This window comes from Brevundimonas sp. SL130 (assembly GCF_026625805.1).
GTDB lineage: Bacteria > Pseudomonadota > Alphaproteobacteria > Caulobacterales > Caulobacteraceae > Brevundimonas.
This window is the reverse complement of record NZ_CP113064.1, coordinates 2,139,730-2,160,317: the sequence shown is the minus strand read 5'-3', so window position 1 is coordinate 2,160,317 and position 20,588 is coordinate 2,139,730. Positions and strand designations below refer to the sequence as shown.

The following is a 20,588-nucleotide window of genomic DNA, read 5'->3' as shown; positions in this document are numbered from 1 at the left end:
GGTGGTGCTTGACGAGGCGGCCTCGGATGCTGCGAAAGGCGGAGATGGCCAAGACCTTACAGATCGGCGACGTGACGGTGCCGGGGCAGGTGCTGATGGCGCCCATGACCGGCGTCACCGACCTGCCGTTCCGCGTGCTCGCGTCCAAACTGGGCGCGGCCTATGTGGCGACCGAGATGGTGGCGGCCAAGGAACTGGCGCGCGAGCGGCCCGACGTGGTGCGCCGCGCCGCCGTCGGGGCCGGTCTGCCGCTGACGGTAATCCAGCTGGTCGGCCGCGATCCGGGCCAGATGGCCGAGGGCGCGCGCATGGCTGAGAGGGCGGGCGCGGACATCGTCGATCTGAACTTCGGCTGTCCAGCCAAGGAGGTCACGGGCTCGGCCGCCGGATCGGCCCTGATGCGCACGCCGGATCTGGCCTGCCGGATTATGGAGGCGGCGGTTCAGGCGACCGGTCGGCCGGTGACGGTCAAGATGCGGTTGGGCTGGGACGACGACAGCCGAAACGCCGCCGAACTGGCGAAGCGGGCCGAGGCGATCGGGGTCAAGGCGGTGACGGTGCACGGCCGCACCCGCAAGCAGTTCTATACCGGCAAGGCCGACTGGGATGCGGTCGGGGCGGTCAAGGCGGCGGTCGGCATCCCCGTGATCGTCAACGGCGACATACTGACGGCGGATGACGCGCGCGAGGCCCTAGCGCAGTCAGGCGCGGACGGTCTGATGCTGGGGCGCGGCGTCTATGGACGGCCCTGGCTGGCGGCGCATCTGGAGCGGGCGCTGATCGACGGGGTGTCGCTGGAAGAACCCGGGCCGGAGGCGCGGCTGGCCATCGTCGTCGAACACCTGCGGGCCTCGGCGGACTTCTACGGTCTGCCCCTGGGGCTGAAGATGTTCCGCAAGCACCTGGGCTGGTACATCGAACAGGCGCCCTGGCCGGCCGATCCGCAACACCGGCGCGAGGCCAAGGCAAGAATTTGCCGGCTGGATGATCCTGAGGCGGTCGAGGCGGCCATGTCGGAACTTTGGCGGCGGAATTTGCCGGATCAGGGCAAGTCTGTTGTTGAAAATGCGCCACAGTTGATCGACACTGCTGTGGCATGACGGATACGCCCTCAGCTGTGACCTCTCGAACCGACCGGGTGTCGGACGATGAGTCATTCTGGGGGCGGTTCGAGATGGAGCGGTCGCGCGCCGGCTTCGGCTTCGCCTATGTCGTCGCCGTAGTGATTACGGCGGCGGCGGTTTGGCTGGTGGCGCTTGCGCCCGGGGCGACCTCGGGGGCGGCGCGGGGTTCGACCAGTCAGCTGGTGCTGTTCGTCCTTCTGGCCAATCTGGCGCTGATCTCAGGCCTGGCCTTCATCGTCGGACGTCGCGTGTTGGCGCTGGCCCGTAGCACGGGCGAGGCAGGGTCGAGGCTGCATCTGCGGTTCGTCGCCCTGTTTTCCATGGTGGCGGTGATCCCGGCGGTGTTGATCGCTCTGGTGTTCGGGATACTGGTGACGCGCGGCGTGGATCAGTGGTTCAGCGACAATGTTCAGGCCTCGGTCGAAAACGGCGCTGTCGTCGGTCGCGCCTATGTCAAGGATGTGGCCTCGTCCGTGGACGCAGACCTGGGAACGATCTCCGACCAGTTGAGCAGCGCGCGCAGTCTGTTCGGCAATCGTATTCAGTTCAACGACGCACTGGCGCAGCTTGGGGATATCTTCGGCTATCCGGCCATCTACATTTTGAACGGCGAAGGACAGGTGCTGGCAAGGGCGGAGAAACCCAATGCCCCCCCTTATCTGGCGCCGCCGCGCAACTACCTGGAGGCTGCCGCTGAAGGGGGGCAGCCTCCCACTGACGTGACGCAGAATCCGGACGCCGTGCGATCAATCGTCGCTCTTCCGGCCTATGGCGACGCCTATCTGTATCTTGTGCGTCCTTTGCAGGACGGACTGGTCGCACGGATGAATGCGTCGATCCAGTCGATCCAGGCCTATCAGGAAGCGAAGGAAAGCCGGTCGCGGATCCAGTCGGCCTTCATTCTCAGCTATCTGGAAACGGCCCTTCTGGTGCTGGTGGGCGCGGTTTGGCTGGGCATGTCGGCGGCCAGCAGTATTTCGGCGCCGATCGGCCGTCTGGTGAAGGCGGCGGATCAGGTGGCGGGCGGCGATTTCAGCGCCAGGGTGGACAGCGACGGCGCCCCCGCCGAGATCGCCACCCTGTCCGACGCCTTCAACCGGATGACCGGCGACCTACAGGCCCAGCAGACGGCGCTGAAGGCCGCCAGCGACGAGGCGCAGGATCGCAGTCGGTTCATCGAGACCGTGCTGTCCGGGGTCAGCGCCGGCGTCATTGGCCTGGATCGCCGGGGGCGTGTCTCGGCCATCAACGACAGCGCGCTGCAACTGCTGCACATCGAAGAAGAGGCGGTTCTGGGCCATGAACTGGCCGCGCTCTCTCCAGAGCTCAGTGATCTCGTGGGGCGGGTCGAGGCCCATATCGAAGAGGATATCGACATCAGCCGAGGCGGGGAGACCTTCCGGCTGCGGGTCCGGATCGAGGGCGGTCAGGGCGGCGAGATGGTTCTGACCTTCGACGACATCACCCGGTTGGTGACGGCCCAGCGCAACGCCGCCTGGCGCGACGTGGCCCGCCGGATCGCCCATGAGATCAAGAACCCCCTGACGCCGATCCAGCTGTCGGCCGAGCGGCTGAAGCGGAAATATAGGGACAAGGTGGACGACGTCGAGATCTTCGACCGGTGCACCGACACGATCATCCGCCAGGTCGGCGACATCGGCCGGATGGTGGATGAGTTCTCGTCCTTCGCCCGCATGCCGGCGCCGCGCTTCGGCGCGGCCAATCCGGCGGAGATGCTGCGCGAAGCCGTGTTCGCCCAGAGGGTCGCGGCCGCCGATATCGTGGTCGAGATGCACGAGCCCCTGCCCAAGGCGACGCTGCGATGCGACGCCCGGATGGTGGGGCAGGCCCTGATCAATATCCTGAAGAACGCCGGCGAATCCGTCGCCGCCCGACGGCTGGCGGATGGCGATGCGGCCGCGTCAGACGAGGCGGGGATCATCGCCTCGCTGATCGTGGAGAACGGCCTGGCGACCTTCATGGTCGAGGACGACGGGATCGGCCTGCCGGCCAAGGATCGCGATCGTCTGACCGAACCCTATGTCACCACGCGCGAGAAGGGCACGGGCCTGGGCCTGGCCATCGTCAAACGCATCTGCGAGGACCACGGCGGCGAGCTGAAGCTGGCCGACGCCGAGACCCTGCGCGGCGCGCGCGTGTGCCTGATCTTCCCCCTGAAACCCCACGGCAAGACCGGCGACGTGACGGAGCGCAAGCTCCAGACCGTCGTGGCCGAATAAGCGAGGCAAGATGCGACCTACCGGTTCCGACATTCTAGTCGTCGACGACGAGGCGGACATCCGCGATCTGGTCTCGGGTCTGCTTGAGGACGAGGGGCACGCCGTGCGCGTGGCCGCCAATTCCGACGAGGCCCTGGCGGCGATCCGAGCGCGGAAGCCGTCGCTGGCGATCCTGGACATCTGGATGCAGGGCGGCGGACTGGATGGGCTGGAACTGCTGGAGGTGGTCAAGGAGATCGATCCCGACCTGCCGGTGGTGATGATCTCGGGGCACGGCAATATCGAGACGGCGGTGACGGCGCTGAAGCGCGGCGCCTATGACTTCATCGAAAAGCCGTTCAAGTCCGACCGGCTGGTGGTCGTGGTCGAGCGGGCGATCGAGGCGGCGACGCTGAAGCGCGAAAACCGCCGGCTGCGGGCCCAGACCATGACGCCGTCCGGCCTGATCGGAAGGTCGCAGGCGGCCCAGGCGCTGCGCGGCACCATCGCCAAGGTGGCCCAGGCCAACAGCCGCGTCTTGATCGCCGGCCCGGCCGGATCGGGCAAGGAACTGGTCGCCCGTCAGATCCACGAGGCCAGCCCGCGCGCCCGCGCGGAGTTCGTGGCCATTTCGGCGGCCGGGATGACGCCCGAACGTCTGGACGTCGAACTGTTTGGGGAAGAGGGGCAGGACGGTCGCCCGCGCAAGATCGGCGTGTTCGAACGGGCCCATAACGGCACGCTTTATCTGGACGAGATCAGCGACATGCCGCGCGAGAGCCAGAGCCGCATCTTGCGCGTCCTGGTCGATCAGCGCTTCCGTCGCGTCGGCGGTGAGCAGGACGTGCAGGTCGATGTGCGGGTCGTCACCTCGACCTCGCGCGACCTGAAGGCCGAGATCGCCGAGGGGCGGTTCCGCGAGGATCTGTTCCATCGTCTGAACGTGGTGCCGATCCGCGTGCCGGCCCTGTCGGAGCGGCGCGAGGATATCGCCGAACTGGTTGAATATTTCGTCGAGACCATCAGCGCCTCGCAAGGCCTGCCGCGCCGCGTGGTCGGCGACGACGCCGTCGCCGTGCTGCAGGTCCACCCCTGGCCGGGCAATATCCGCCAGCTACGCAACAATATCGAGCGGCTGTTGATCCTGGCGACGGGCGATCCGAACGAGCCGATCACCGCCGACATGCTGCCGCAGGAGGTGGCGACGTCGAACGGCGGGTCGTCTACCCTGGGCGCCGAACGCACAATCGCCCTGCCGTTGCGCGAGGCGCGCGAAGTGTTCGAGAGAGATTATCTGGCGGCGCAGATCATGCGTTTCGGCGGCAATATATCGCGGACTGCGGCCTTCATCGGCATGGAGCGGTCGGCGCTGCACCGCAAGTTGAAGTCGCTGGGGGTGTCGCCCGCGCGCGGCGGAGAAGAGGAAGATCAAGCCTGATGTCCCGCGTCGCCTACGTCAACGGAACCTATAGCCCGCATGGCCAGGCTGTGGTCCATATCGAGGATCGCGGCTTCCAGTTCGCCGACGGCGTTTATGAGGTCTGGTCCGTGTTCGACGGTCGGCTGGCGGATTTCGACGGCCATATGACCCGCCTGCACCGCAGCCTGAACGAATTGCGCATCGATATTCCCATGTCGGTCGAGGCCCTGACGCGGGTGCTGCGCGAGACCGTCCGTCGCAATCGGGTCAAGAACGGCATCGTCTACCTGCAGGTCACGCGCGGCACGGCCCGTCGCGATCACCCGTTTCCCATGCCCGGCACGCCCCCCAGCGTCATCGTCACCGCCAAGTCGATTTCGCCCGCGCGCGGCGAGGCGCAGGCGCAGAAGGGCGTCGCCGTCCTGACCCAGCCCGATATCCGGTGGGGACGATGCGACATCAAGACGGTGGGGCTGCTGCCAAACATCCTGGCCAAACAGGCGGCGCGCGAGGCGGGCGCCTATGAGGCCTGGTTCGTGGACGAAATGGGGCTGGTGACCGAAGGGTCTTCGACCAATGCCTGGATCGTGGACGAACACGGCAAGCTGCGGACGCGCGACACCCAGGCCAACATCCTGAAGGGCTGCACCCGCACGACCCTGATGGCGCTGATCAAGGAACACGGGGTCGAGCTGGACGAGCGTCCGTTCAGCGTTGACGAGGCCAAGCGGGCGCGTGAAGCCTTCTTCACCGCCGCAGGCGCTTTCGTCACGCCGGCGGTGTCCATTGACGGAACAAAGGTCGGCGACGGCAAGCCTGGGCCGATTACGCTGAAGCTGCGCCAGCTCTATCTTGATCAGGCGCGCCGAGACTCTGTCTGAGGGATGACCATGCTCAAGACCCTGTTCGGTCGTGGCGCCGCTGACGCCGCTCCGCGTGATACTGATGCTGATTGGGAAGAGATCGGTCGCACAAATCCCTATTACGGCGTCCTGACGGATCCGCGCTTCAAGTCAGACAATCTGACTGATGAGGTTCTGGCTGACTTCTTCCGGAGCGGCGTGCAGGGGATCGAACACGAGGTCAGATGGTTGAGGGGGCGGTATCCCGACTTTGCGCCCAAATCCGCGCTTGATTTCGGCTGTGGCGTCGGCCGGCTGACACGCGCCTTGGCCGCGGTCACAGGCGACGTGTTTGGAGTCGATATCTCGGATTCCATGCTGGTAGAGGCGCGTCAAAATGTGCCTGCGGGCGCGACGTTCGGGCGACAGCTGCCTGATCGCGCTTTCGACTGGATTGTTTCGCTGATCGTCTTTCAGCACATACCTCCTGAGCGCGGCTACCCTCTGCTGAAAGCCCTGATGGCGCGGTTGGCGCCCGGCGGCTTCGTCACCCTTCAGTTCGCTCTATATCGAGATCCGCGTCACGCCTCCGTTCCAGGCGGGCGCATCGTCATGGGTGAGGACTTCACCACGATCTCCAATGTCAAAGCTCTGCGCAAACTGGCCAAGGGCGAGATGGTCATGTTCGATTACGATCTGACCGTGATCTCTGCGATCTTGTTCGACGCAGGGGTCGCCGACATCGAACTGTCCCATACGGACCACGGTGGCTTCCACGGCGCCTGTATTCGCGGTCGGCGCGAGGCTTGACGCATCTTGAAGACCGACAGCACAGCGACCAACTAGAAAAAGCGGTCCTCGACCGTTGCGGGTGTGGTTAGGCGGCGTCTAAGGTCGCCTCCGGCCGCCGTTCGGCCCCGACGCCGCTCCCTCGGCGACGAACAACCAAGAACAGGAAAAACCTGCCATGTCGCAAGACAAACGTCAGAACCTTCAGGACACCTTCCTCAACTCGGTCCGCAAGACCAAGACGCCGCTGACCATCTTCCTGGTGAACGGGGTCAAGCTGCAGGGAATCGTGACCTGGTTCGACAACTTCTGTGTGCTGCTGCGCCGCGATGGCCAGTCCCAGTTGGTGTACAAGCACGCCATCTCCACCATCATGCCGTCCGCGCCCGTGCAGATGTACGAGCCCGACGCCGAAGAAGACTGATTGACCAGCAAACTGATCGACCACTCCGTCCCGCTGATCCGGGCGGTCGTTATCCATCCCGACCGACGCTCAGACAGCCCTCGGCTGGCGAGCGAGCGCCTTGAGGAAGCCGTGGGCCTTGCCCGCGCGCTGGACCTTGATGTGCGCGCTGAAGAGATCGTGCGACTGCGTGGGACCACGCCCGCCACCCTGTTTGGAAGCGGCAAGGTCGAGGAACTGGCCGCCTTGGTCCGCGCGGCCGATGCCGAGGCGGTCATTATCGATGACGCCCTGACGCCGGTGCAGCAACGCAATCTGGAGAAGGAATGGGAGGTGAAGGTCATCGACCGCACCGGCCTGATCCTGGAAATCTTCGGACGCCGCGCGCGCACCAAGGAAGGCCGGCTGCAGGTCGAGCTGGCGCGGCTCGACTATGAGCGGTCGCGCCTGGTGCGGACCTGGACCCACCTTGAGCGGCAACGCGGGGGCACCGGCTCGACCGGCGGTCCCGGCGAAACCCAGATCGAGCTGGACCGACGCCTGATCGCCGACCGGATCGTGCGGCTGAAAGCCGAGCTGGAAGAGGTGCGCCGCACGCGCGGCCTGCACCGTAAACAGCGTCAGAAGGTCCCGTTCCCGACCATCGCCCTGGTCGGCTACACCAACGCCGGCAAATCGACCCTGTTCAACCGGCTGACGGGATCAGAGGTCTTCGCCAAGGATCTGCTGTTCGCCACCCTGGATACGACCCAGCGCACCATCCGGCTGCCGCAGGGCCGGCCGGCGATTGTGGCGGACACGGTCGGCTTCATCTCCGACCTGCCGCACGAACTGGTCGAGAGCTTCCGCGCCACGCTGGAAGAGGTGGGCGAAGCCGATCTGATCCTGCACGTCCGCGACATCGCCTCGGCCGACAGCGACGCCCAGGCCAAGGACGTCGAGGCGGTGCTGAAACAGATCGAGACGCCCGAGGGCAAGACGCGTCGCGTGCTGGAGGTCTGGAACAAGATCGACCTGCTGGACGACGAAGCGCGTGAGGCTGTTTTGGGCCAGGCTGAACGTCTGGCCAAGGCGGGGGAGGCGGTCGCGGTCTCCGCCTGGACGGGCGAGGGGGTCGAGCCTCTGCGCCAGACCATCGCCGGCCTGATCGACGACGATCCGGAAACGCGTCTGACGCTCGCGCCTGCGCAGGGCGAGGCCTTGGCCTGGCTGTATGAGCATGGGCGGGTGACATTCCGGGATACCGATGACCTTGGACGTACTCATGTCACGGTGCGTCTGCATCCTGCCGCGCTCGGGCGATTCGAGCGCCTTTATCCTGATCTGGCGGACTGAGTTTTCATGCACCTGATCGAGACCGTCCTGCTTCTGCTTCTGGCTGTTGTGGTGTCGGGCTCGGTCGCACGGATCACGCGCATCGCCCTGCCGCTGGTGCAGATCGGGCTGGGGGCCGCCATCGTCCTGGCGACGGGGACGACGGTGGATCTGGAGCCGGATATCTTCTTCCTGCTGTTCCTGCCGCCTCTGCTGTTTCTCGACGGATGGCGGATCCCCAAGGAAGCCCTGTTCCGTGACCGGGCGGTGATCCTGGAGCTGGCCCTGGGCCTGGTGTTGTTCACCGTGGTCGGGCTGGGCTTCCTGATCTGGTGGATGATCCCCGAGATGCCCTTGCCGGTGGCCTTCGCCCTGGCCGCCATCCTGTCGCCGACCGACCCGATTGCGGTCAAGGCCATCGCCGCGCGAGCCCCGATCCCGAAGCGGCTCATGCACATTCTCGAGGGCGAATCGTTACTGAACGACGCGACCGGCCTGACCTGTATGCGGATTGCGGTGGCGGCGGCGACTACGGGCGCCTTTTCGGTCGGCGGCGCCTTGGGGACCTTTGCCTGGTTGGCGCTGGTGGGTGTCGCGGTCGGGGTTCTGGTGACCATGGCCATCAGCTCGGCCAAGGCCTTCGTCAGTCGTCGCTGGGGCGAGGATGTCGGGGCGCAGATTTTGATCAGCCTGCTGATCCCGTTCGCGGCCTATCTGGTCGCCGAAGAATTGCAGGCTTCCGGCATTCTGGCGGCGGTGTCGGCGGGCGTGACCATGAGTTTCACCGAGCGAGGCGGCGGCATAGGCGGCCAGTCCCTGGCCATGACCCGCATCCGCCGCGGCGTGGTGTGGGACACGGTTCAGTTCGTCGCCAACGGCATCATCTTTGTCATTCTGGGCGAACAGATGCCGTCGATCCTGGCGCGGGCGGCGGAGGTGGTGCGGGGGACCAGTCGGCCGGAAATCTGGTGGCTGGCCATCTATGTCTTCGCCATTGTCGCCGCCCTGGCCGCCTTGCGGTTTGCCTGGGTGTGGACCTCGCTGAAGCTGACCCTGTTCCGGCGGCGTCATCGCGGGCCGCCGGCCAAGGTGGGGCTGCGGCTGACGATGGTGATGTCGCTCGCCGGCGTGCGGGGGGCGATCACCTTGGCGGGGATTCTGACCCTGCCGTTCGTCCTGGCGGACGGATCGCCGATGCTGTCGCGCAATCTGGCGATCTTCCTGGCCGCGGGGGTGATCATCGTGTCGTTGTTGGTCGCCACCTTCGCCCTGCCGCGTCTGATGAAGGGGGTCGAGCTGCCGCCCGAGCCGTCGCAGGAACGGGAGACGGATCGCGGTCGCGTTGCGGCCGCCTCAGCCGCCCTGCGCGCTGTCGAGGACGTGTCCCACGCCATGGCCGAGGGCAAGACCAACCCCGACCTCTATTCCGACATCGCCAGCCGGATCATGGAGGTCTATCGCCGACGCATCGAGACCCACACCCGCACGGACGAAGACGACGCCGTGCTGGCGCGCAAGATCGACGACGTGGAGCGTCGGCTCTGGCTGGCCGGCCTGGCGGCGGAACGGGATGAACTGACCCGCATGGCGCGGTCGCGTCAGCTGGACGAAGTGACGGCGCGCCGGATGATCCGCGAGGTCGATCTGCAGGAGCTGCGCTACCTCTGACCCAGCTGAGAGGCGTCAGATCTAGTGCAGCTTCAGACGTCCGGAGACGCGACGGTGCAGCAGGCGGGACAAGGCCAGCAGGGCGGTGCGGCGTACGCCCAGAATGGCGCGGTGATGCTCCAGGTGCAGGGCCATATAGGCCCATTTGGCGATCAGGCCTTCGATCAGAAAGTCGGGGCCGCCGAGATTGCCCATAAGCGAGCCGACGCCTCGGTCGCCGCCCAGGGACACCAACGAACCCTTGTCGCGATAGACATAGGGGCCGGGATCGCGTGACGGATCGGACAGGGCCTTGGCCAGATAGGCGGCCTGCTGGGCCGCAGCCTGGGCTCTGGCGGGGACCGGGCGGCCATCAGGGCCCGGCGCCTCGGCGCAGTCGCCCATGGCGTAGACGTCGGGCGTCGAGGCGCGCAGGTGGTCGTCCACGACGAACTGGTTGATGCGGCCGGTCGTCAAGCCGAGATCACGATTGGATTCCGCCGCCTTCACCCCGGCCGCCCAGACGATCAGGCCGGCTGGGACCGGGCCCTTGGACGTGTCCAGTCGGTCGTTGTAGACGGCGCTCACCTTGGCGTCCGTCAGCAGCCGCACGCCCTTGGCCTTCAAGGCGTGAGCCGCCTTGGCCGAGACGGTTTCGGGCAGGCCGCCCAGGATGCGGGGCGCGGCCTCGACGATGGTGACGTTGAGGTCGAATTTCTGGTCCGGGGCCAGGCCGGCGGACAGTTCGTCGTGACCTTCGATCAACTCGGTCGACAGTTCCACGCCGGTGGCGCCCGCGCCGACGATGGCGATGTTCAATGTCCGCTCATCGGAGTAGGCGGCGGCGAGGAAGGCTGCGGTCAGTCGCTTGTTGAAGGCTTCGGCGTCGGCGACGTCTTCCAGCAGATGCGCATGTACGGCGGCGCCGGGCGTGTTGAACAGGTTCGACCCGCTGCCGATGGCCAGAACCAGAGTGTTGAACGACAAGGTGCGGGGCTTGACCAGGACCACGCCGTCCTGATCCCGGATTTCGCCTAAGGTGAGGGTTTTGCGGGTGGGGTCGAGACCCGTCAGATCGCCGAAGGCGAAGCTGAAATGATTGCGGCGGGCCAGGACCGGATAGGACAGACCCTCCTGGTGGCTGTCCATGGAGCCCGCAGCCACCTCGTGCAGGCTGGGCTTCCAAAGATGGAAGATGGAGCGGTCGATCAGCAAAACGCGCCGACGGCCCTCGCGCGGGCCGAACTTCCGGCCCAGGCGGGCGGCGAGCTCAAGCCCGCCAGCGCCGCCGCCGATGATGACGATGTCGTGCTGCATCCGGGTCTCCTTAAGATGACCCGAAACTAGGCTCAGGCCGGCTTTTCTTCCAGACGCTTGTCGAGATAGGCCCCGACACGGCGTTCGACGGCGCTCATATGGTCCTGCCAGAAGTGGCTGGCGCCCTCTTCCAGTTCGTAGTCGATGATGATGCCCTTCTGGGTGCGCAGCTTGTTGACCACGCGCTCGACCTCGACCGGGGGCACGATGGTGTCGGCCGTGCCGTGCAGGAACAGGCCAGACGCCGGGCAGGGGGCCAGGAAGCTGAAGTCGTACATGTTCGACGGCGGCGAGACCGAGATGAAGCCGTCCGTCTCCGGCCGTCTCATCAGGAGTTGCATGCCGATATAGGCCCCGAATTGGTAACCGCCGACCCAGGTCTGGCTGGCGCCGGGGTTGTTCGACTGAAGCCAGTCCAGCGCCGTAGCCGCGTCGGCCAGCTCGCCGATGCCGGAATCGAACTCGCCCTGAGACTTGCCGACGCCGCGCGAATTATAGCGCAGGGTGGCGAAGCCGCGCTGCTGGAACAGCTGGTGCAGGGTGACCGCGACCGGGTTGTTCATATGCCCGCCCGCCTTGGGGTGTGGGTGCAGAATCAACGCGATCGGCGCGTTCGGGCGTTTGCCCGGGGAATAGCGGCCTTCGATGCGACCGGAGGCGCCGGGCAGGATGACTTCAGGCATAGGGGCTCTGGAATCCGTTCAACTGTCATTTCGCGTGTGCGTAATACTTGACCGCTGAGGTGGGACTTTCTAAGTCCCTCCGCAAGCGAGCCGCCTTTGCGAAGGCGCGGGTTCTAGCACAAGAGCCCCGAAAAGCGCGCAATTTTTGAGGGTGCGATATGCGTCTGTCGACCAAGGGACGATACGCCGTGATGGCGATGGCCGATCTGGCGAAGAACGGACGCGGCGAGAGCGGCGAAATCCGGGCGGTTTCGCTGGCTGAAATCGCCGCGCGCCAGGAGATTTCGCTGAGCTATTTGGAGCAGTTGTTCGCCCGTCTGCGCAAGAGCGGCCTGGTCAAGAGCGTGCGCGGACCCGGCGGTGGCTATCGTTTGGCCAAGGCGGCGCAAGAGACGGTGGTGGCCGAAATCGTGCTGGCGGTGGACGAGCCGATCCGGGCGACGCGCTGCGTGGCCCACGGATCGCCCAAGGGCTGTATGCTGGCGGGCGAGCGCTGCATCACCCATGAACTGTGGGAAGACCTGGGCGACGAAATTCATCGTTATCTGGCGGGTGTGTCGCTGGAGGATGTGGTCCTGAACCGCACGGGGCAGCGGCGACGCAATGTCGAACCTTCGCAGGCTGTGGGGGTGGCGGCATGACCAGCGTCTATCTGGACTACAACGCCTCGGGCCTGGTGCGGCCGGAAGTGTTGGAGATCATGGCTAAGGCCCTAGCTGACAACGGCAATCCGTCAGCGGTCCATGCGGCCGGGCGGCGCGCACGAGCGCGGGTCGAGACGGCGCGGGCCCAGGTGGGCGAACTGGTCGGCGCCGATCCAACCGCTGTGGTGTTCAACAGCGGCGGAACCGAAGCCAATGCGCAGGCGATCGCCAGCGCCCTGGCCGCCGGATGCGAGCGGCTGATCGTTTCGGCGACCGAGCACCCATGCGTGGCCGAGACGGCGGCGAATGCGGGAGCGCCCGTCGAGGTGCTGCCGGTCGATGCCGACGGCGTGGTTGATCTGGCTTGGTTGGCCGAGGCCTTGACGCGTCGGGGGCGGGCCGTGGTCGCCATTCATCATGCGAACAACGAGAGCGGCGTGATCCAGCCCGTGGTCGAGGCCGCCGCTCTGGTGCGCGCGGCCGGAGGCTGGCTGCACATCGACGCCATACAGTCGGCGGGCAAGATTTCGGTCGATATGCGGATTCTGGACGCGGATAGCCTGACCCTGTCGGCGCACAAGCTGGGCGGGCCGCAAGGCGTCGGGGCGTTGGTCTTCAAGGAGGGCGTGTCGGGCGTGCGCATCCTGCACGGAGCGGGGCAGGAGCGGGGGCTGCGCGCCGGGACCGAGAATGTTCCGGGCATCGCCGGGTTCGGCGTGGCCGCCGACTGCGCCGCGCGGGACCTGGAGACGATGGCTTCGCATGTCTGCTGGCGCGATTCCGCCGAGGCCAAGGTTAAGGCCGCCGGGGCGACCGTGATCGGCGCTGACGTGGCGCGCCTGCCCAACACCCTGTTCATGGCGGTCGAGGGTTGGGACAGTCCTCAACAGTTGATTACGCTCGATCTGGCTGGGGTCATGGTGTCGGCGGGCTCGGCCTGTTCGTCGGGCAAGGTCAAGCCGTCTAAGACCATCAGCGCCATGGGATTGAACGCTCTGGCCACCGGGGGCGTGCGCGTTTCCGGCGGCTGGGGCACGACAGAAAGCGACTGGGTGCGGTTCGCCGACGCCTGGATCGCCGCCTACGACAAGCACAAGACACGCGCCGCAGAGCGCGTGAGAGAGGTCGCCTGATGGCCGCCGTCAAGGAAACCATCGACGCCGTCGCCGCGCTGGAGAAATACGCGCACGGCTTTACGTCAGACATCGAGCAGGAGTTCGCGCCGCGCGGCCTGAACGCCGACATCGTGCGCTTCATCTCCGAGAAGAAGGGCGAGCCGGAGTGGATGCTGGAATGGCGCCTAGCCGCCTATGAGCGCTGGCTGGCGATGGAGGAACCGACCTGGGCGGCGGTGAAGTACGAGCCGGTCGATTACCAGTCGCTGTTCTACTATGCCGCGCCCAAGCAGAAGGAGGGGCCAAAGTCGCTGGACGAGGTCGATCCCGAGATCCTGGAAATCTACAAGAAGCTGGGCATCCCGCTGAAAGAGCAGGAGGTGTTGGCGGGGGTGCAGGGGGCGCCACGCGTGGCCGTGGACGCCGTGTTCGACAGCGTCTCGGTGGTCACCACCTTCAAGGAGGAACTGGCCAAGGTCGGCGTGATCTTCATGCCGATTTCTGAAGCCCTGCGCGAATATCCTGAGCTGGTGCGGCAATATCTGGGGTCGGTGGTGCCGGTCTCGGACAACTATTTTGCGGCCCTGAACAGCGCGGTCTTTTCGGATGGATCGTTCGTCTACATCCCGCCGGGCGTGCGCTGCCCGATGGAGCTGTCGACCTATTTCCGCATCAATGCGAGCCAGACGGGCCAGTTCGAGCGGACCCTGATCATCGCCGACAAGGGCAGCTACGTCTCGTACCTTGAGGGCTGCACCGCGCCGATGCGCGACGAGAACCAGCTGCATGCGGCCGTGGTCGAGATCGTGGCCCTGGACGACGCCGAGGTAAAATATTCGACGGTCCAGAACTGGTACCCCGGCGACGCCGAGGGCAAGGGCGGCATCTACAACTTCGTCACCAAACGGGCCGACTGCCGGGGCGATCGCTCCAAAGTCAGCTGGACCCAGGTCGAGACCGGTTCGGCCGTCACCTGGAAATATCCGTCCTGCATCCTGAAGGGCGACGACAGCTCGGGCGAGTTCTATTCCATCGCCATCACCAACGGACATCAGCAGGCCGACACCGGCACCAAGATGATCCACCTGGGCAAGAACACCAAGTCGCGGATCATCGCCAAGGCGGTGTCTGCGGGGAAATCGGACTCGACCTATCGCGGGTTGGTCTCGGTGCATCCGAAGGCGACGGGGGTGCGGAACTTCACCCAATGCGACAGCCTGCTGATCGGCAAGGAGTGCGGCTCGCACACCATCCCCTATATCGAGGCCCGCAACGGCTCGGCCCAGCTGGAGCATGAGGCGACGACGACGCGGTTGAGCGACGACCAGCTGTTCTACGCCCAGCAGCGCGGGCTTTCGCAGGAAGAGGCGGTGGCCCTGCTGGTCAACGGCTTCGTCCGCGACGTGATGCAGAAGCTCCCGATGGAGTTCGCGGTTGAAGCGCAGAAGCTGGTGGCGATCAGTCTTGAGGGGAGCGTGGGGTGACGAGCTTCCACGAACGATTCTTCAAACGGCGACCATCCGGCTTCTACCCGAAGGGGCCAAAAGCGCGACGTTTCGCTCTTGTCGGCTTGATCATCTTCATTGCCGTTTTAGCGGTCGGACTCGTCATGATGTCCAACGGTCACCGACTGATTGGTCAGGCCATTCTCGGCGGATTGGTGGTCGCGATGATCATCTACAACGGCTTTGTGTCCACCCGATCGGATCTGTGAGAAATATGCTCCACATCTCCAACCTCCACGACTCCGGCGGCGAAAAACCGATTCTGAAGGGTCTAACGCTCGCCGTCCCGGCGGCCGTGGTGCACGCCATCAAGGGGCTGGGTCGTGGTATTATCGAGAAATCGGGTCTGATCCGATTGTCGAGGACATTCTGATGGAAACGATTGCCGTTCCTTTCCGTGAAGACACTGCTGATCGCTTGAAGCGTGCGGCGGCCGAGATCGGGATGCCGGTCGGCGAATTTATCGCCTCGGCTGCCGAAGGTTTCATCATGGACAAAGAGGTTCACCGTGGCTCGCCGTTATCGGCGGATCAGATCGCGCAGATCGAGGCGGGACTGGCCGCGGAGCGCGAGGGGCGGATCATTTCAAACGCGGAGGCGGAGGCCCGGCTTGCGGCGCGTCGTACGCGGTGAAGGATTTCGAATGGTCTGAGCCCGCGCTGACGGCCTTCTCCGATTTCCTCGATCATCTTGACGCGCACGGTCATGCAATTGCGGACAAGGCGGAAACGGAGATCAAAGCCACGCTCTGGCGTCTGGCCGAGTATCCTCATCAAGGTCATCTGTCCCGCTGGCCTGGGCTTCTCGAATGGAGCGCAGCCGACTGGAAGAAGATCATCGTCTATCGCGAACGCCCGGACGGCATTCGCATCATCGCTTTCTACGACGCTCGACAGGATTTGAGCGCCGTTCATCCCACTCCGAACGACTGATTGAACATGCTCTCCATTTCCAACCTCCACGTCTCCGTCGGCGAAAAGCCGATCCTCAAGGGGCTGACGCTCGACGTTCCGGCCGGCGAGGTGCACGCCATCATGGGGCCGAACGGGGCCGGGAAGTCGACGCTGGGTTACGCCCTGTCGGGCCGGCCGGGCTATGAGGCGACCGAGGGCGCGGTCGAATGGGCGGGCGAGGACCTGCTGGCGCTGGACCCGGCCGAACGCGCGGCCAAGGGCGTCTTCCTGTCCTTCCAGTATCCGATTGAAATCCCCGGCGTGCCGGCCCTGACCTTTGTGCGGACGGCGCTGAACGCCCAGAAGCGTGCGCGGGGCGAGGAGGAGGTGGCGGCGCCGGCCTTCCTGAAGCTGGTCCGCGAGGCGTCCAAGGCGCTGAAGATGGACTTCGACATGCTGAAACGGCCGCTGAACGTCGGCTTCTCCGGCGGCGAGAAGAAACGGATGGAGATCCTGCAGATGGCCCTGCTGGAGCCGTCGCTGCTGATCCTCGACGAGACCGATTCCGGCCTGGACATCGACGCCTTGCGGATCGTGTCGGAGGGGGTGAACGCCCTGCGCCGCCCGGACCGAGCCATGCTGGTCATCACCCACTATCAGCGGCTGCTGGACTATATCAAACCGGACCGGGTCCATGTGTTGGCCGGCGGCCGGATCGTGGCCTCGGGCGGGCCGGAGCTGGCGTTGCAGCTGGAGGCGGAGGGGTATGACAAATACCTGCCGCCGGTGCTTGAGGGCGCGGCGTGAGCGCGGCCTTCGCCATCGACCTGACCGACGCCGCCACATTCCCGTCGCGGCGAGATGAGGCGTGGAAATACAGCGACCTGAAGCGTCATCTGCGTGAGGCGCCCGCGCTGTCGGGCACGGCGGCTGTGGGCGCGCCGGGGCCGTTTTACGCCCTGGGTGGAGACGCCATCGTCTTCGCCAATGGGCGACCGGTGGGCGTGACCGACTTCATCGCCTCGGGCGAGCAGACGCTGCGGCTGCGCTACATCTCTGACGCCGTCGGCACGGGCCACACGGCGAGCGCGCGGGTGGCGGCGCGGGCGGGCGCCAAACTGTTATTGCTGGAGACGCATGAGGGCGCCGGCTCGGCCTATGTCGCTCATAATACGCTGGAGCTGGACGTGGCGGCCGGGGCTGAGGTGACGCGCGTCGTCCTGGTCGAGGAGCCGGAAGACGCGATTTCCATCGCCGAAGCCCATGTGAAGGTCGAGGCCGGAGGCGTCTATCGCCAGACCATCGTCACGACCGGGGCCAAGCTGCAACGGATCGAGACGCTGATCAGCCACCATGCCCAAGGCGCGCAGGTCCAGGCCGACGGGCTGTATCTGCTGAACGGATCGCGCCACGCGGACCTGACCAGCGTGGTTCGCCACGTTGAGCACGACGGCGCGACCTCGCAACTGATCAAGGGCGTGGCCCGCGATACGGCGCGCGGCGTCTTTCAGGGCAAGATCGTGGTCGAGCGCGGGGCCGACGGCACGGACGCGCGGATGGGGCACCACGCCCTGATCGCCAGCGAACGGGCCGAGATCGACGCCAAGCCGGAACTGATCATCTATGCCGACGACGTGCAGTGCGCGCATGGCAATACGGTGGGGACGCTGGACGAGAGCGCCCTGTTCTACATGGAGCAGCGCGGCATTCCGGCCGAGGAAGCCCGCGCCCTGCTGACCCAGGCCTTCCTGATCGAGGTCATCGACCGGATCGAACATGAGGGCGCGAGAGAGGTGGCGCGAGAATGGCTGACGGCTCGGTTGTGACTGATCTTGCCCCCTCCGTCGCGGCGCAAGAGCGCCGCGCCACCTCCCCCAAGGGGGGAGGATTTGATCCCTATGCCGTGCGAGCGCAGTTCCCGATCCTGTCGCGGTCGGTGAACGGCAAGCCGCTGGTCTATCTGGACAATGCGGCCTCGGCGCAGAAGCCGCGCGCGGTGATCGACGCCCTGACAGCGACGATGGAGGGCGGCTACGCCAACGTCCACCGCGGCCTGCACACCCTGTCGAACGAGGCGACCGAGGCGTTCGAGAAGGCGCGGGAGATCGTCGCCCGCTTCCTGAACGCCGAAAGCCCCGAACAGGTCGTCTGGACCAAGGGCGGCACCGAGGCGATCAACCTGGTGGCCAACGGGCTGGGCCTGTCCATCCAGCCGGGTGATGAGATCATCGTCTCGGAGATGGAGCACCATTCCAACATAGTGCCCTGGCACCTGCTGCGCGAGCGACGCGGGGCGGTGCTCAAATGGATCCCGGTGCTGGACGACGGGTCGCTGGACATGGCGGCTTACGCGGACCTGCTGTCGCCGAAGACGCGCATGGTCGCGGTCACCCATATGTCGAACGTGCTCGGCACCATCAATCCGGTGGCCGAGATCACGCGACTGGCGCATGCGGCCGGTGCTCAGGTGCTGATCGACGGGTGCCAGGGCGCGGTCCATGCGACGCCGGACGTGCAGGCCATCGGTTGCGACTTCTATGTCCTGACCGGCCACAAGCTGTTCGCCCCGACCGGCATCGGCGTCCTGTATGGCAAGGCCGAGGCGCTGGAGGCTCTGCCGCCCTATCAGGGCGGGGGCGAGATGATCGAGACGGTCGAACAGGACCGCGTGACCTACGCCAAGCCGCCGCATCGGTTCGAGGCGGGGACGCCGCCGATCCTGGAGGCCATCGGCCTGGGCGTGGCGCTGGAATGGCTGGCGCAATACGACCGGGCGGCGGTTCAGGCGCATGAGCATGCCCTTTACCAGCACGCCATTGATCGCCTTCAGGGTCAGAACTGGCTGCGGATCCTGGGGCAGGCGGAAGGGAAGGGCGCGATCCTGACCTTCGCCGTCGAGGGCGCCCACGCCCATGACGTCGCCCAGATCATGGACCGTTACGGCGTGGCCGTGCGGGCCGGACTGCACTGCGCCGAGCCGTTGTCGAAAAGAATGGGGGTGACGTCGAGCACCCGCGCCTCCTTCGCCCTATATAACACCGTGGAGGATGCCGACGCCTTCGTGGACGCGCTGATCAAGGCGCGGAACTTCTTCGTGTAAGCTGATGACAGACGACACCATTCAAGACAGCGACGCCTTCACGGACGCCTGGGACGAACCCCAGAAGAGCGCCCTGTCGCAGGCCGAGCTGGACACCCTGACCGAGAACCTGATCGAGGCCCTGAAGTCGGTCTATGATCCGGAAATCCCCGTCGATATCTATGAACTGGGCCTGATCTACCGGGTTGATGTGTCAGACGACCGCGACGTGGTGGTGGACATGACCCTGACGGCCCCCGGATGCCCCGTCGCCGGCGAGATGCCGGGCTGGGTCGAGACGGCGGTCGAGAAGGTCGAGGGGGTGCGCAGCGCCAAGGCCAATCTGGTGTTCGACCCGCCTTGGGATTCCTCGAAGATGAGCGACGAGGCCAAGCTCGCGCTCAACATGTTCTGACGGGGATATTCAAATGACCGAACTCCAGGCCACATCCCGTCCCCGCCGCCCGCGTCCCAAGGCCGTGACCCTGACAGACGCCGCCGCCGAACGCGTGCGCGAGATCCTGGACAATGCCGAGAACGACCACATCGGTCTAAGGATCGGTGTGAAGAACGGCGGTTGCGCCGGGCAGGAGTACACCTTCGCCTATGCCGACGCGATCGGCCCGATGGACGAGGTGGTCGAGGACAAGGGCGTCACTATCCTGATCGAGCCCAAGGCCGTGCTGTTCCTGATCGGCACCGAAATCGACTACGAGACGACCCGGCTTGCGTCCAAGTTCGTGTTCAACAATCCGAACCAGACCGACGCCTGCGGCTGCGGCGAGAGCGTCACCATCGTGCCGGCGGCGGGTTAAACAGGCGCATCCACCAGAACGGCCGGGGTGATCGGCTGTCCCGTGGCCTCGGCGATCAGCTCGGCCGTGCGGGTCTCGACCACGGCTTCGAGCCGCGCCAGAAACTCGTCCTTGGGCAGGCCTACGGGGATGGGCTCCAGGAACTCCAGCGTGGCCGTGCCCGGGTGTTTCTCGTACTTCTCCTCGGGCCAGAACAGGCCGAGGTTGGTGGCCAGGGGCACGACCGGCATGTCGAAGTCGCGGTACATGTGCCAGACGCCGGAGCGGTAGCGGTATTTCTGCCCGACCGCGGCCAGATGGCCTTCGGGATAGATCAGGATCTTGCGGTTCTCCGCCTTGGCCTCGGCGGCGCGGGTGGCCAGGGCCTGTCGGGCTTCGTGGCCGCCGCAGCTGTTGACCACGATGGCGCCCAGTTTTTTCAGCACCCCGCCCAGCAGCGGAAACTTCTCCAGATGGTCGCCGGTGACGAAGGCCAGGTCGTCGAACTGATCGTAGGTGGCGAAGCCGTCGCCCCAGCTCTGATGCTTTGAAGCGATGATGAAGGCGCCGTCGGGCAGGCGGTCCTTGCCGCGCACGTCCAGTCGGATGCCGGCGAAGACAGCCATGGCCTGGACCATGCGCCTGACATAGGCGCGGATCACCCGGCTGGTCGGACCGCGTCCAGGCGCGAGGGCGGCGAAAGCCGCCGTCAGGCCGTAGCCGATCGAAAGGATCCAGTAGGCGATATTGAAGGTGAAGCTGCGCATCGGCCGACTATGGCAGAAAGCTCGACCGTGTCA

Annotated in this window: 23 protein-coding genes; 20 read left to right on the top strand and 3 right to left on the bottom strand. The window is 65.8% G+C overall.

All coding sequences use genetic code 11. From position 1 onward, the window contains the following. Positions 1 to 44: 44 nt before the first annotated feature. The 8 genes from dusB to OU998_RS10555 all read left to right on the top strand — a co-directional run bounded on the left by dusB (position 45) and on the right by OU998_RS10555 (position 9,779). The gene (gene dusB, locus OU998_RS10590) at positions 45 to 1,100 is read left to right on the top strand and encodes a tRNA dihydrouridine synthase DusB (RefSeq protein WP_267516772.1); all 1,056 of its coding nucleotides are present in this window, start codon (positions 45 to 47) and stop codon (positions 1,098 to 1,100) included. Next, complete coding sequence (locus tag OU998_RS10585) at positions 1,097 to 3,364, top strand: ATP-binding protein (protein ID WP_420709728.1); 2,268 nt, start codon at positions 1,097 to 1,099, stop codon at positions 3,362 to 3,364. Before dusB ends, OU998_RS10585 begins: the two co-directional genes overlap by 4 nt. Positions 3,365 to 3,374: 10 nt before the next feature. Beyond that, positions 3,375 to 4,781 (top strand): sigma-54-dependent transcriptional regulator, encoded by a 1,407-nt coding sequence (locus tag OU998_RS10580; RefSeq protein ID WP_267513418.1) that lies wholly within the window; start codon positions 3,375 to 3,377, stop codon positions 4,779 to 4,781. Further along, entirely contained in the window at positions 4,781 to 5,644 is an 864-nt protein-coding gene (locus OU998_RS10575) for a D-amino-acid transaminase (protein ID WP_267513417.1), read from the top strand. The genes OU998_RS10580 and OU998_RS10575 overlap by 1 nt, the downstream gene beginning before the upstream one ends. Before the next feature lie 9 nt (positions 5,645 to 5,653). Further along, positions 5,654 to 6,415, top strand: coding sequence for a class I SAM-dependent methyltransferase (locus tag OU998_RS10570; RefSeq protein ID WP_267513416.1), 762 nt, complete (start codon positions 5,654 to 5,656; stop codon positions 6,413 to 6,415). A gap of 157 nt (positions 6,416 to 6,572) precedes the next feature. Next, on the top strand, positions 6,573 to 6,818 hold the full coding sequence (gene hfq, locus OU998_RS10565) for an RNA chaperone Hfq (RefSeq protein WP_105563529.1): 246 nt from the start codon (positions 6,573 to 6,575) through the stop codon (positions 6,816 to 6,818). After that, positions 6,819 to 8,132: a GTPase HflX gene (gene hflX, locus OU998_RS10560; protein WP_267513413.1), complete on the top strand. Its 1,314-nt coding sequence runs from the start codon at positions 6,819 to 6,821 to the stop codon at positions 8,130 to 8,132. 6 nt (positions 8,133 to 8,138) lie between these two features. Continuing rightward, positions 8,139 to 9,779 carry a Na+/H+ antiporter gene (locus tag OU998_RS10555; RefSeq protein WP_267513411.1) on the top strand — a complete coding sequence of 547 codons (1,641 nt, stop codon included), beginning with the start codon at positions 8,139 to 8,141 and terminating at the stop codon, positions 9,777 to 9,779. A gap of 21 nt (positions 9,780 to 9,800) precedes the next feature. Here OU998_RS10555 and OU998_RS10550 read toward each other — a convergent pair whose 3' ends face one another. Further along, positions 9,801 to 11,075, bottom strand: coding sequence for an NAD(P)/FAD-dependent oxidoreductase (locus OU998_RS10550; protein ID WP_267513410.1), 1,275 nt, complete (start codon positions 11,073 to 11,075; stop codon positions 9,801 to 9,803). Positions 11,076 to 11,107: 32 nt separating this feature from the next. Continuing rightward, on the bottom strand, positions 11,108 to 11,758 hold the full coding sequence (locus tag OU998_RS10545) for an alpha/beta hydrolase (protein ID WP_267513407.1): 651 nt from the start codon (positions 11,756 to 11,758) through the stop codon (positions 11,108 to 11,110). 158 nt (positions 11,759 to 11,916) lie between these two features. Here OU998_RS10545 and OU998_RS10540 point away from each other — a divergent pair, with 158 nt between their 5' ends. The 12 genes from OU998_RS10540 to OU998_RS10485 all read left to right on the top strand — a co-directional run bounded on the left by OU998_RS10540 (position 11,917) and on the right by OU998_RS10485 (position 19,809). Beyond that, positions 11,917 to 12,399 carry an Rrf2 family transcriptional regulator gene (locus OU998_RS10540; RefSeq protein WP_267513405.1) on the top strand — a complete coding sequence of 161 codons (483 nt, stop codon included), beginning with the start codon at positions 11,917 to 11,919 and terminating at the stop codon, positions 12,397 to 12,399. Next, a complete protein-coding gene (locus OU998_RS10535; protein WP_267513404.1) occupies positions 12,396 to 13,535 on the top strand; it encodes a cysteine desulfurase family protein in 1,140 nt (379 codons plus the stop codon). The genes OU998_RS10540 and OU998_RS10535 overlap by 4 nt, the downstream gene beginning before the upstream one ends. Next, a complete protein-coding gene (gene sufB, locus OU998_RS10530) occupies positions 13,535 to 15,001 on the top strand; it encodes a Fe-S cluster assembly protein SufB (protein WP_267513402.1) in 1,467 nt (488 codons plus the stop codon). Before OU998_RS10535 ends, sufB begins: the two co-directional genes overlap by 1 nt. Further along, complete coding sequence (locus OU998_RS10525; RefSeq protein ID WP_267513401.1) at positions 14,998 to 15,231, top strand: hypothetical protein; 234 nt, start codon at positions 14,998 to 15,000, stop codon at positions 15,229 to 15,231. The genes sufB and OU998_RS10525 overlap by 4 nt, the downstream gene beginning before the upstream one ends. Before the next feature lie 5 nt (positions 15,232 to 15,236). Next, positions 15,237 to 15,395, top strand: coding sequence for a hypothetical protein (locus tag OU998_RS17090; RefSeq protein ID WP_420709727.1), 159 nt, complete (start codon positions 15,237 to 15,239; stop codon positions 15,393 to 15,395). Continuing rightward, on the top strand, positions 15,395 to 15,655 hold the full coding sequence (locus tag OU998_RS10515) for a hypothetical protein (RefSeq protein WP_267513400.1): 261 nt from the start codon (positions 15,395 to 15,397) through the stop codon (positions 15,653 to 15,655). The genes OU998_RS17090 and OU998_RS10515 overlap by 1 nt, the downstream gene beginning before the upstream one ends. Further along, complete coding sequence (locus OU998_RS10510) at positions 15,652 to 15,954, top strand: type II toxin-antitoxin system RelE/ParE family toxin (protein ID WP_267513398.1); 303 nt, start codon at positions 15,652 to 15,654, stop codon at positions 15,952 to 15,954. Before OU998_RS10515 ends, OU998_RS10510 begins: the two co-directional genes overlap by 4 nt. A gap of 6 nt (positions 15,955 to 15,960) precedes the next feature. After that, positions 15,961 to 16,722 (top strand): Fe-S cluster assembly ATPase SufC, encoded by a 762-nt coding sequence (sufC, locus tag OU998_RS10505; protein ID WP_267513397.1) that lies wholly within the window; start codon positions 15,961 to 15,963, stop codon positions 16,720 to 16,722. Next, positions 16,719 to 17,741, top strand: coding sequence for a Fe-S cluster assembly protein SufD (gene sufD, locus OU998_RS10500; RefSeq protein WP_267513395.1), 1,023 nt, complete (start codon positions 16,719 to 16,721; stop codon positions 17,739 to 17,741). Before sufC ends, sufD begins: the two co-directional genes overlap by 4 nt. A gap of 77 nt (positions 17,742 to 17,818) precedes the next feature. After that, entirely contained in the window at positions 17,819 to 19,015 is a 1,197-nt protein-coding gene (locus OU998_RS10495; RefSeq protein WP_267516771.1) for an aminotransferase class V-fold PLP-dependent enzyme, read from the top strand. A 4-nt stretch (positions 19,016 to 19,019) separates the two neighbouring features. Continuing rightward, on the top strand, positions 19,020 to 19,409 hold the full coding sequence (locus tag OU998_RS10490; protein ID WP_267513394.1) for an SUF system Fe-S cluster assembly protein: 390 nt from the start codon (positions 19,020 to 19,022) through the stop codon (positions 19,407 to 19,409). Between the two features lie 13 nt (positions 19,410 to 19,422). Further along, positions 19,423 to 19,809, top strand: a complete 387-nt coding sequence (locus OU998_RS10485; protein WP_267513392.1) for a HesB/IscA family protein — start codon at positions 19,423 to 19,425, stop codon at positions 19,807 to 19,809. Here the strand turns inward: OU998_RS10485 and OU998_RS10480 are convergent. Beyond that, positions 19,806 to 20,555, bottom strand: coding sequence for a lysophospholipid acyltransferase family protein (locus OU998_RS10480; protein WP_267513391.1), 750 nt, complete (start codon positions 20,553 to 20,555; stop codon positions 19,806 to 19,808). The two genes, OU998_RS10485 and OU998_RS10480, sit on opposite strands and share 4 nt — an antisense overlap. Between the last annotated feature and the right edge of the window lie 33 nt (positions 20,556 to 20,588).

What these genes read in the sequence shown, in the direction of transcription:
- dusB (WP_267516772.1), top strand. Translation starts at nt 45, where the DNA reads ATGGCCAAGACCTTACAGATCGGCGACGTGACGGTGCCGGGGCAGGTG.
- OU998_RS10585 (WP_420709728.1), top strand. Translation starts at nt 1,097, where the DNA reads ATGACGGATACGCCCTCAGCTGTGACCTCTCGAACCGACCGGGTGTCG.
- OU998_RS10580 (WP_267513418.1), top strand. Translation starts at nt 3,375, where the DNA reads ATGCGACCTACCGGTTCCGACATTCTAGTCGTCGACGACGAGGCGGAC.
- OU998_RS10575 (WP_267513417.1), top strand. Translation starts at nt 4,781, where the DNA reads ATGTCCCGCGTCGCCTACGTCAACGGAACCTATAGCCCGCATGGCCAG.
- OU998_RS10570 (WP_267513416.1), top strand. Translation starts at nt 5,654, where the DNA reads ATGCTCAAGACCCTGTTCGGTCGTGGCGCCGCTGACGCCGCTCCGCGT.
- hfq (WP_105563529.1), top strand. Translation starts at nt 6,573, where the DNA reads ATGTCGCAAGACAAACGTCAGAACCTTCAGGACACCTTCCTCAACTCG.
- OU998_RS10555 (WP_267513411.1), top strand. Translation starts at nt 8,139, where the DNA reads ATGCACCTGATCGAGACCGTCCTGCTTCTGCTTCTGGCTGTTGTGGTG.
- OU998_RS10550 (WP_267513410.1), bottom strand. Translation starts at nt 11,075, where the DNA reads ATGCAGCACGACATCGTCATCATCGGCGGCGGCGCTGGCGGGCTTGAG.
- OU998_RS10545 (WP_267513407.1), bottom strand. Translation starts at nt 11,758, where the DNA reads ATGCCTGAAGTCATCCTGCCCGGCGCCTCCGGTCGCATCGAAGGCCGC.
- OU998_RS10540 (WP_267513405.1), top strand. Translation starts at nt 11,917, where the DNA reads ATGCGTCTGTCGACCAAGGGACGATACGCCGTGATGGCGATGGCCGAT.
- OU998_RS10535 (WP_267513404.1), top strand. Translation starts at nt 12,396, where the DNA reads ATGACCAGCGTCTATCTGGACTACAACGCCTCGGGCCTGGTGCGGCCG.
- sufB (WP_267513402.1), top strand. Translation starts at nt 13,535, where the DNA reads ATGGCCGCCGTCAAGGAAACCATCGACGCCGTCGCCGCGCTGGAGAAA.
- OU998_RS17090 (WP_420709727.1), top strand. Translation starts at nt 15,237, where the DNA reads ATGCTCCACATCTCCAACCTCCACGACTCCGGCGGCGAAAAACCGATT.
- OU998_RS10515 (WP_267513400.1), top strand. Translation starts at nt 15,395, where the DNA reads ATGGAAACGATTGCCGTTCCTTTCCGTGAAGACACTGCTGATCGCTTG.
- sufC (WP_267513397.1), top strand. Translation starts at nt 15,961, where the DNA reads ATGCTCTCCATTTCCAACCTCCACGTCTCCGTCGGCGAAAAGCCGATC.
- OU998_RS10490 (WP_267513394.1), top strand. Translation starts at nt 19,020, where the DNA reads ATGACAGACGACACCATTCAAGACAGCGACGCCTTCACGGACGCCTGG.
- OU998_RS10485 (WP_267513392.1), top strand. Translation starts at nt 19,423, where the DNA reads ATGACCGAACTCCAGGCCACATCCCGTCCCCGCCGCCCGCGTCCCAAG.
- OU998_RS10480 (WP_267513391.1), bottom strand. Translation starts at nt 20,555, where the DNA reads ATGCGCAGCTTCACCTTCAATATCGCCTACTGGATCCTTTCGATCGGC.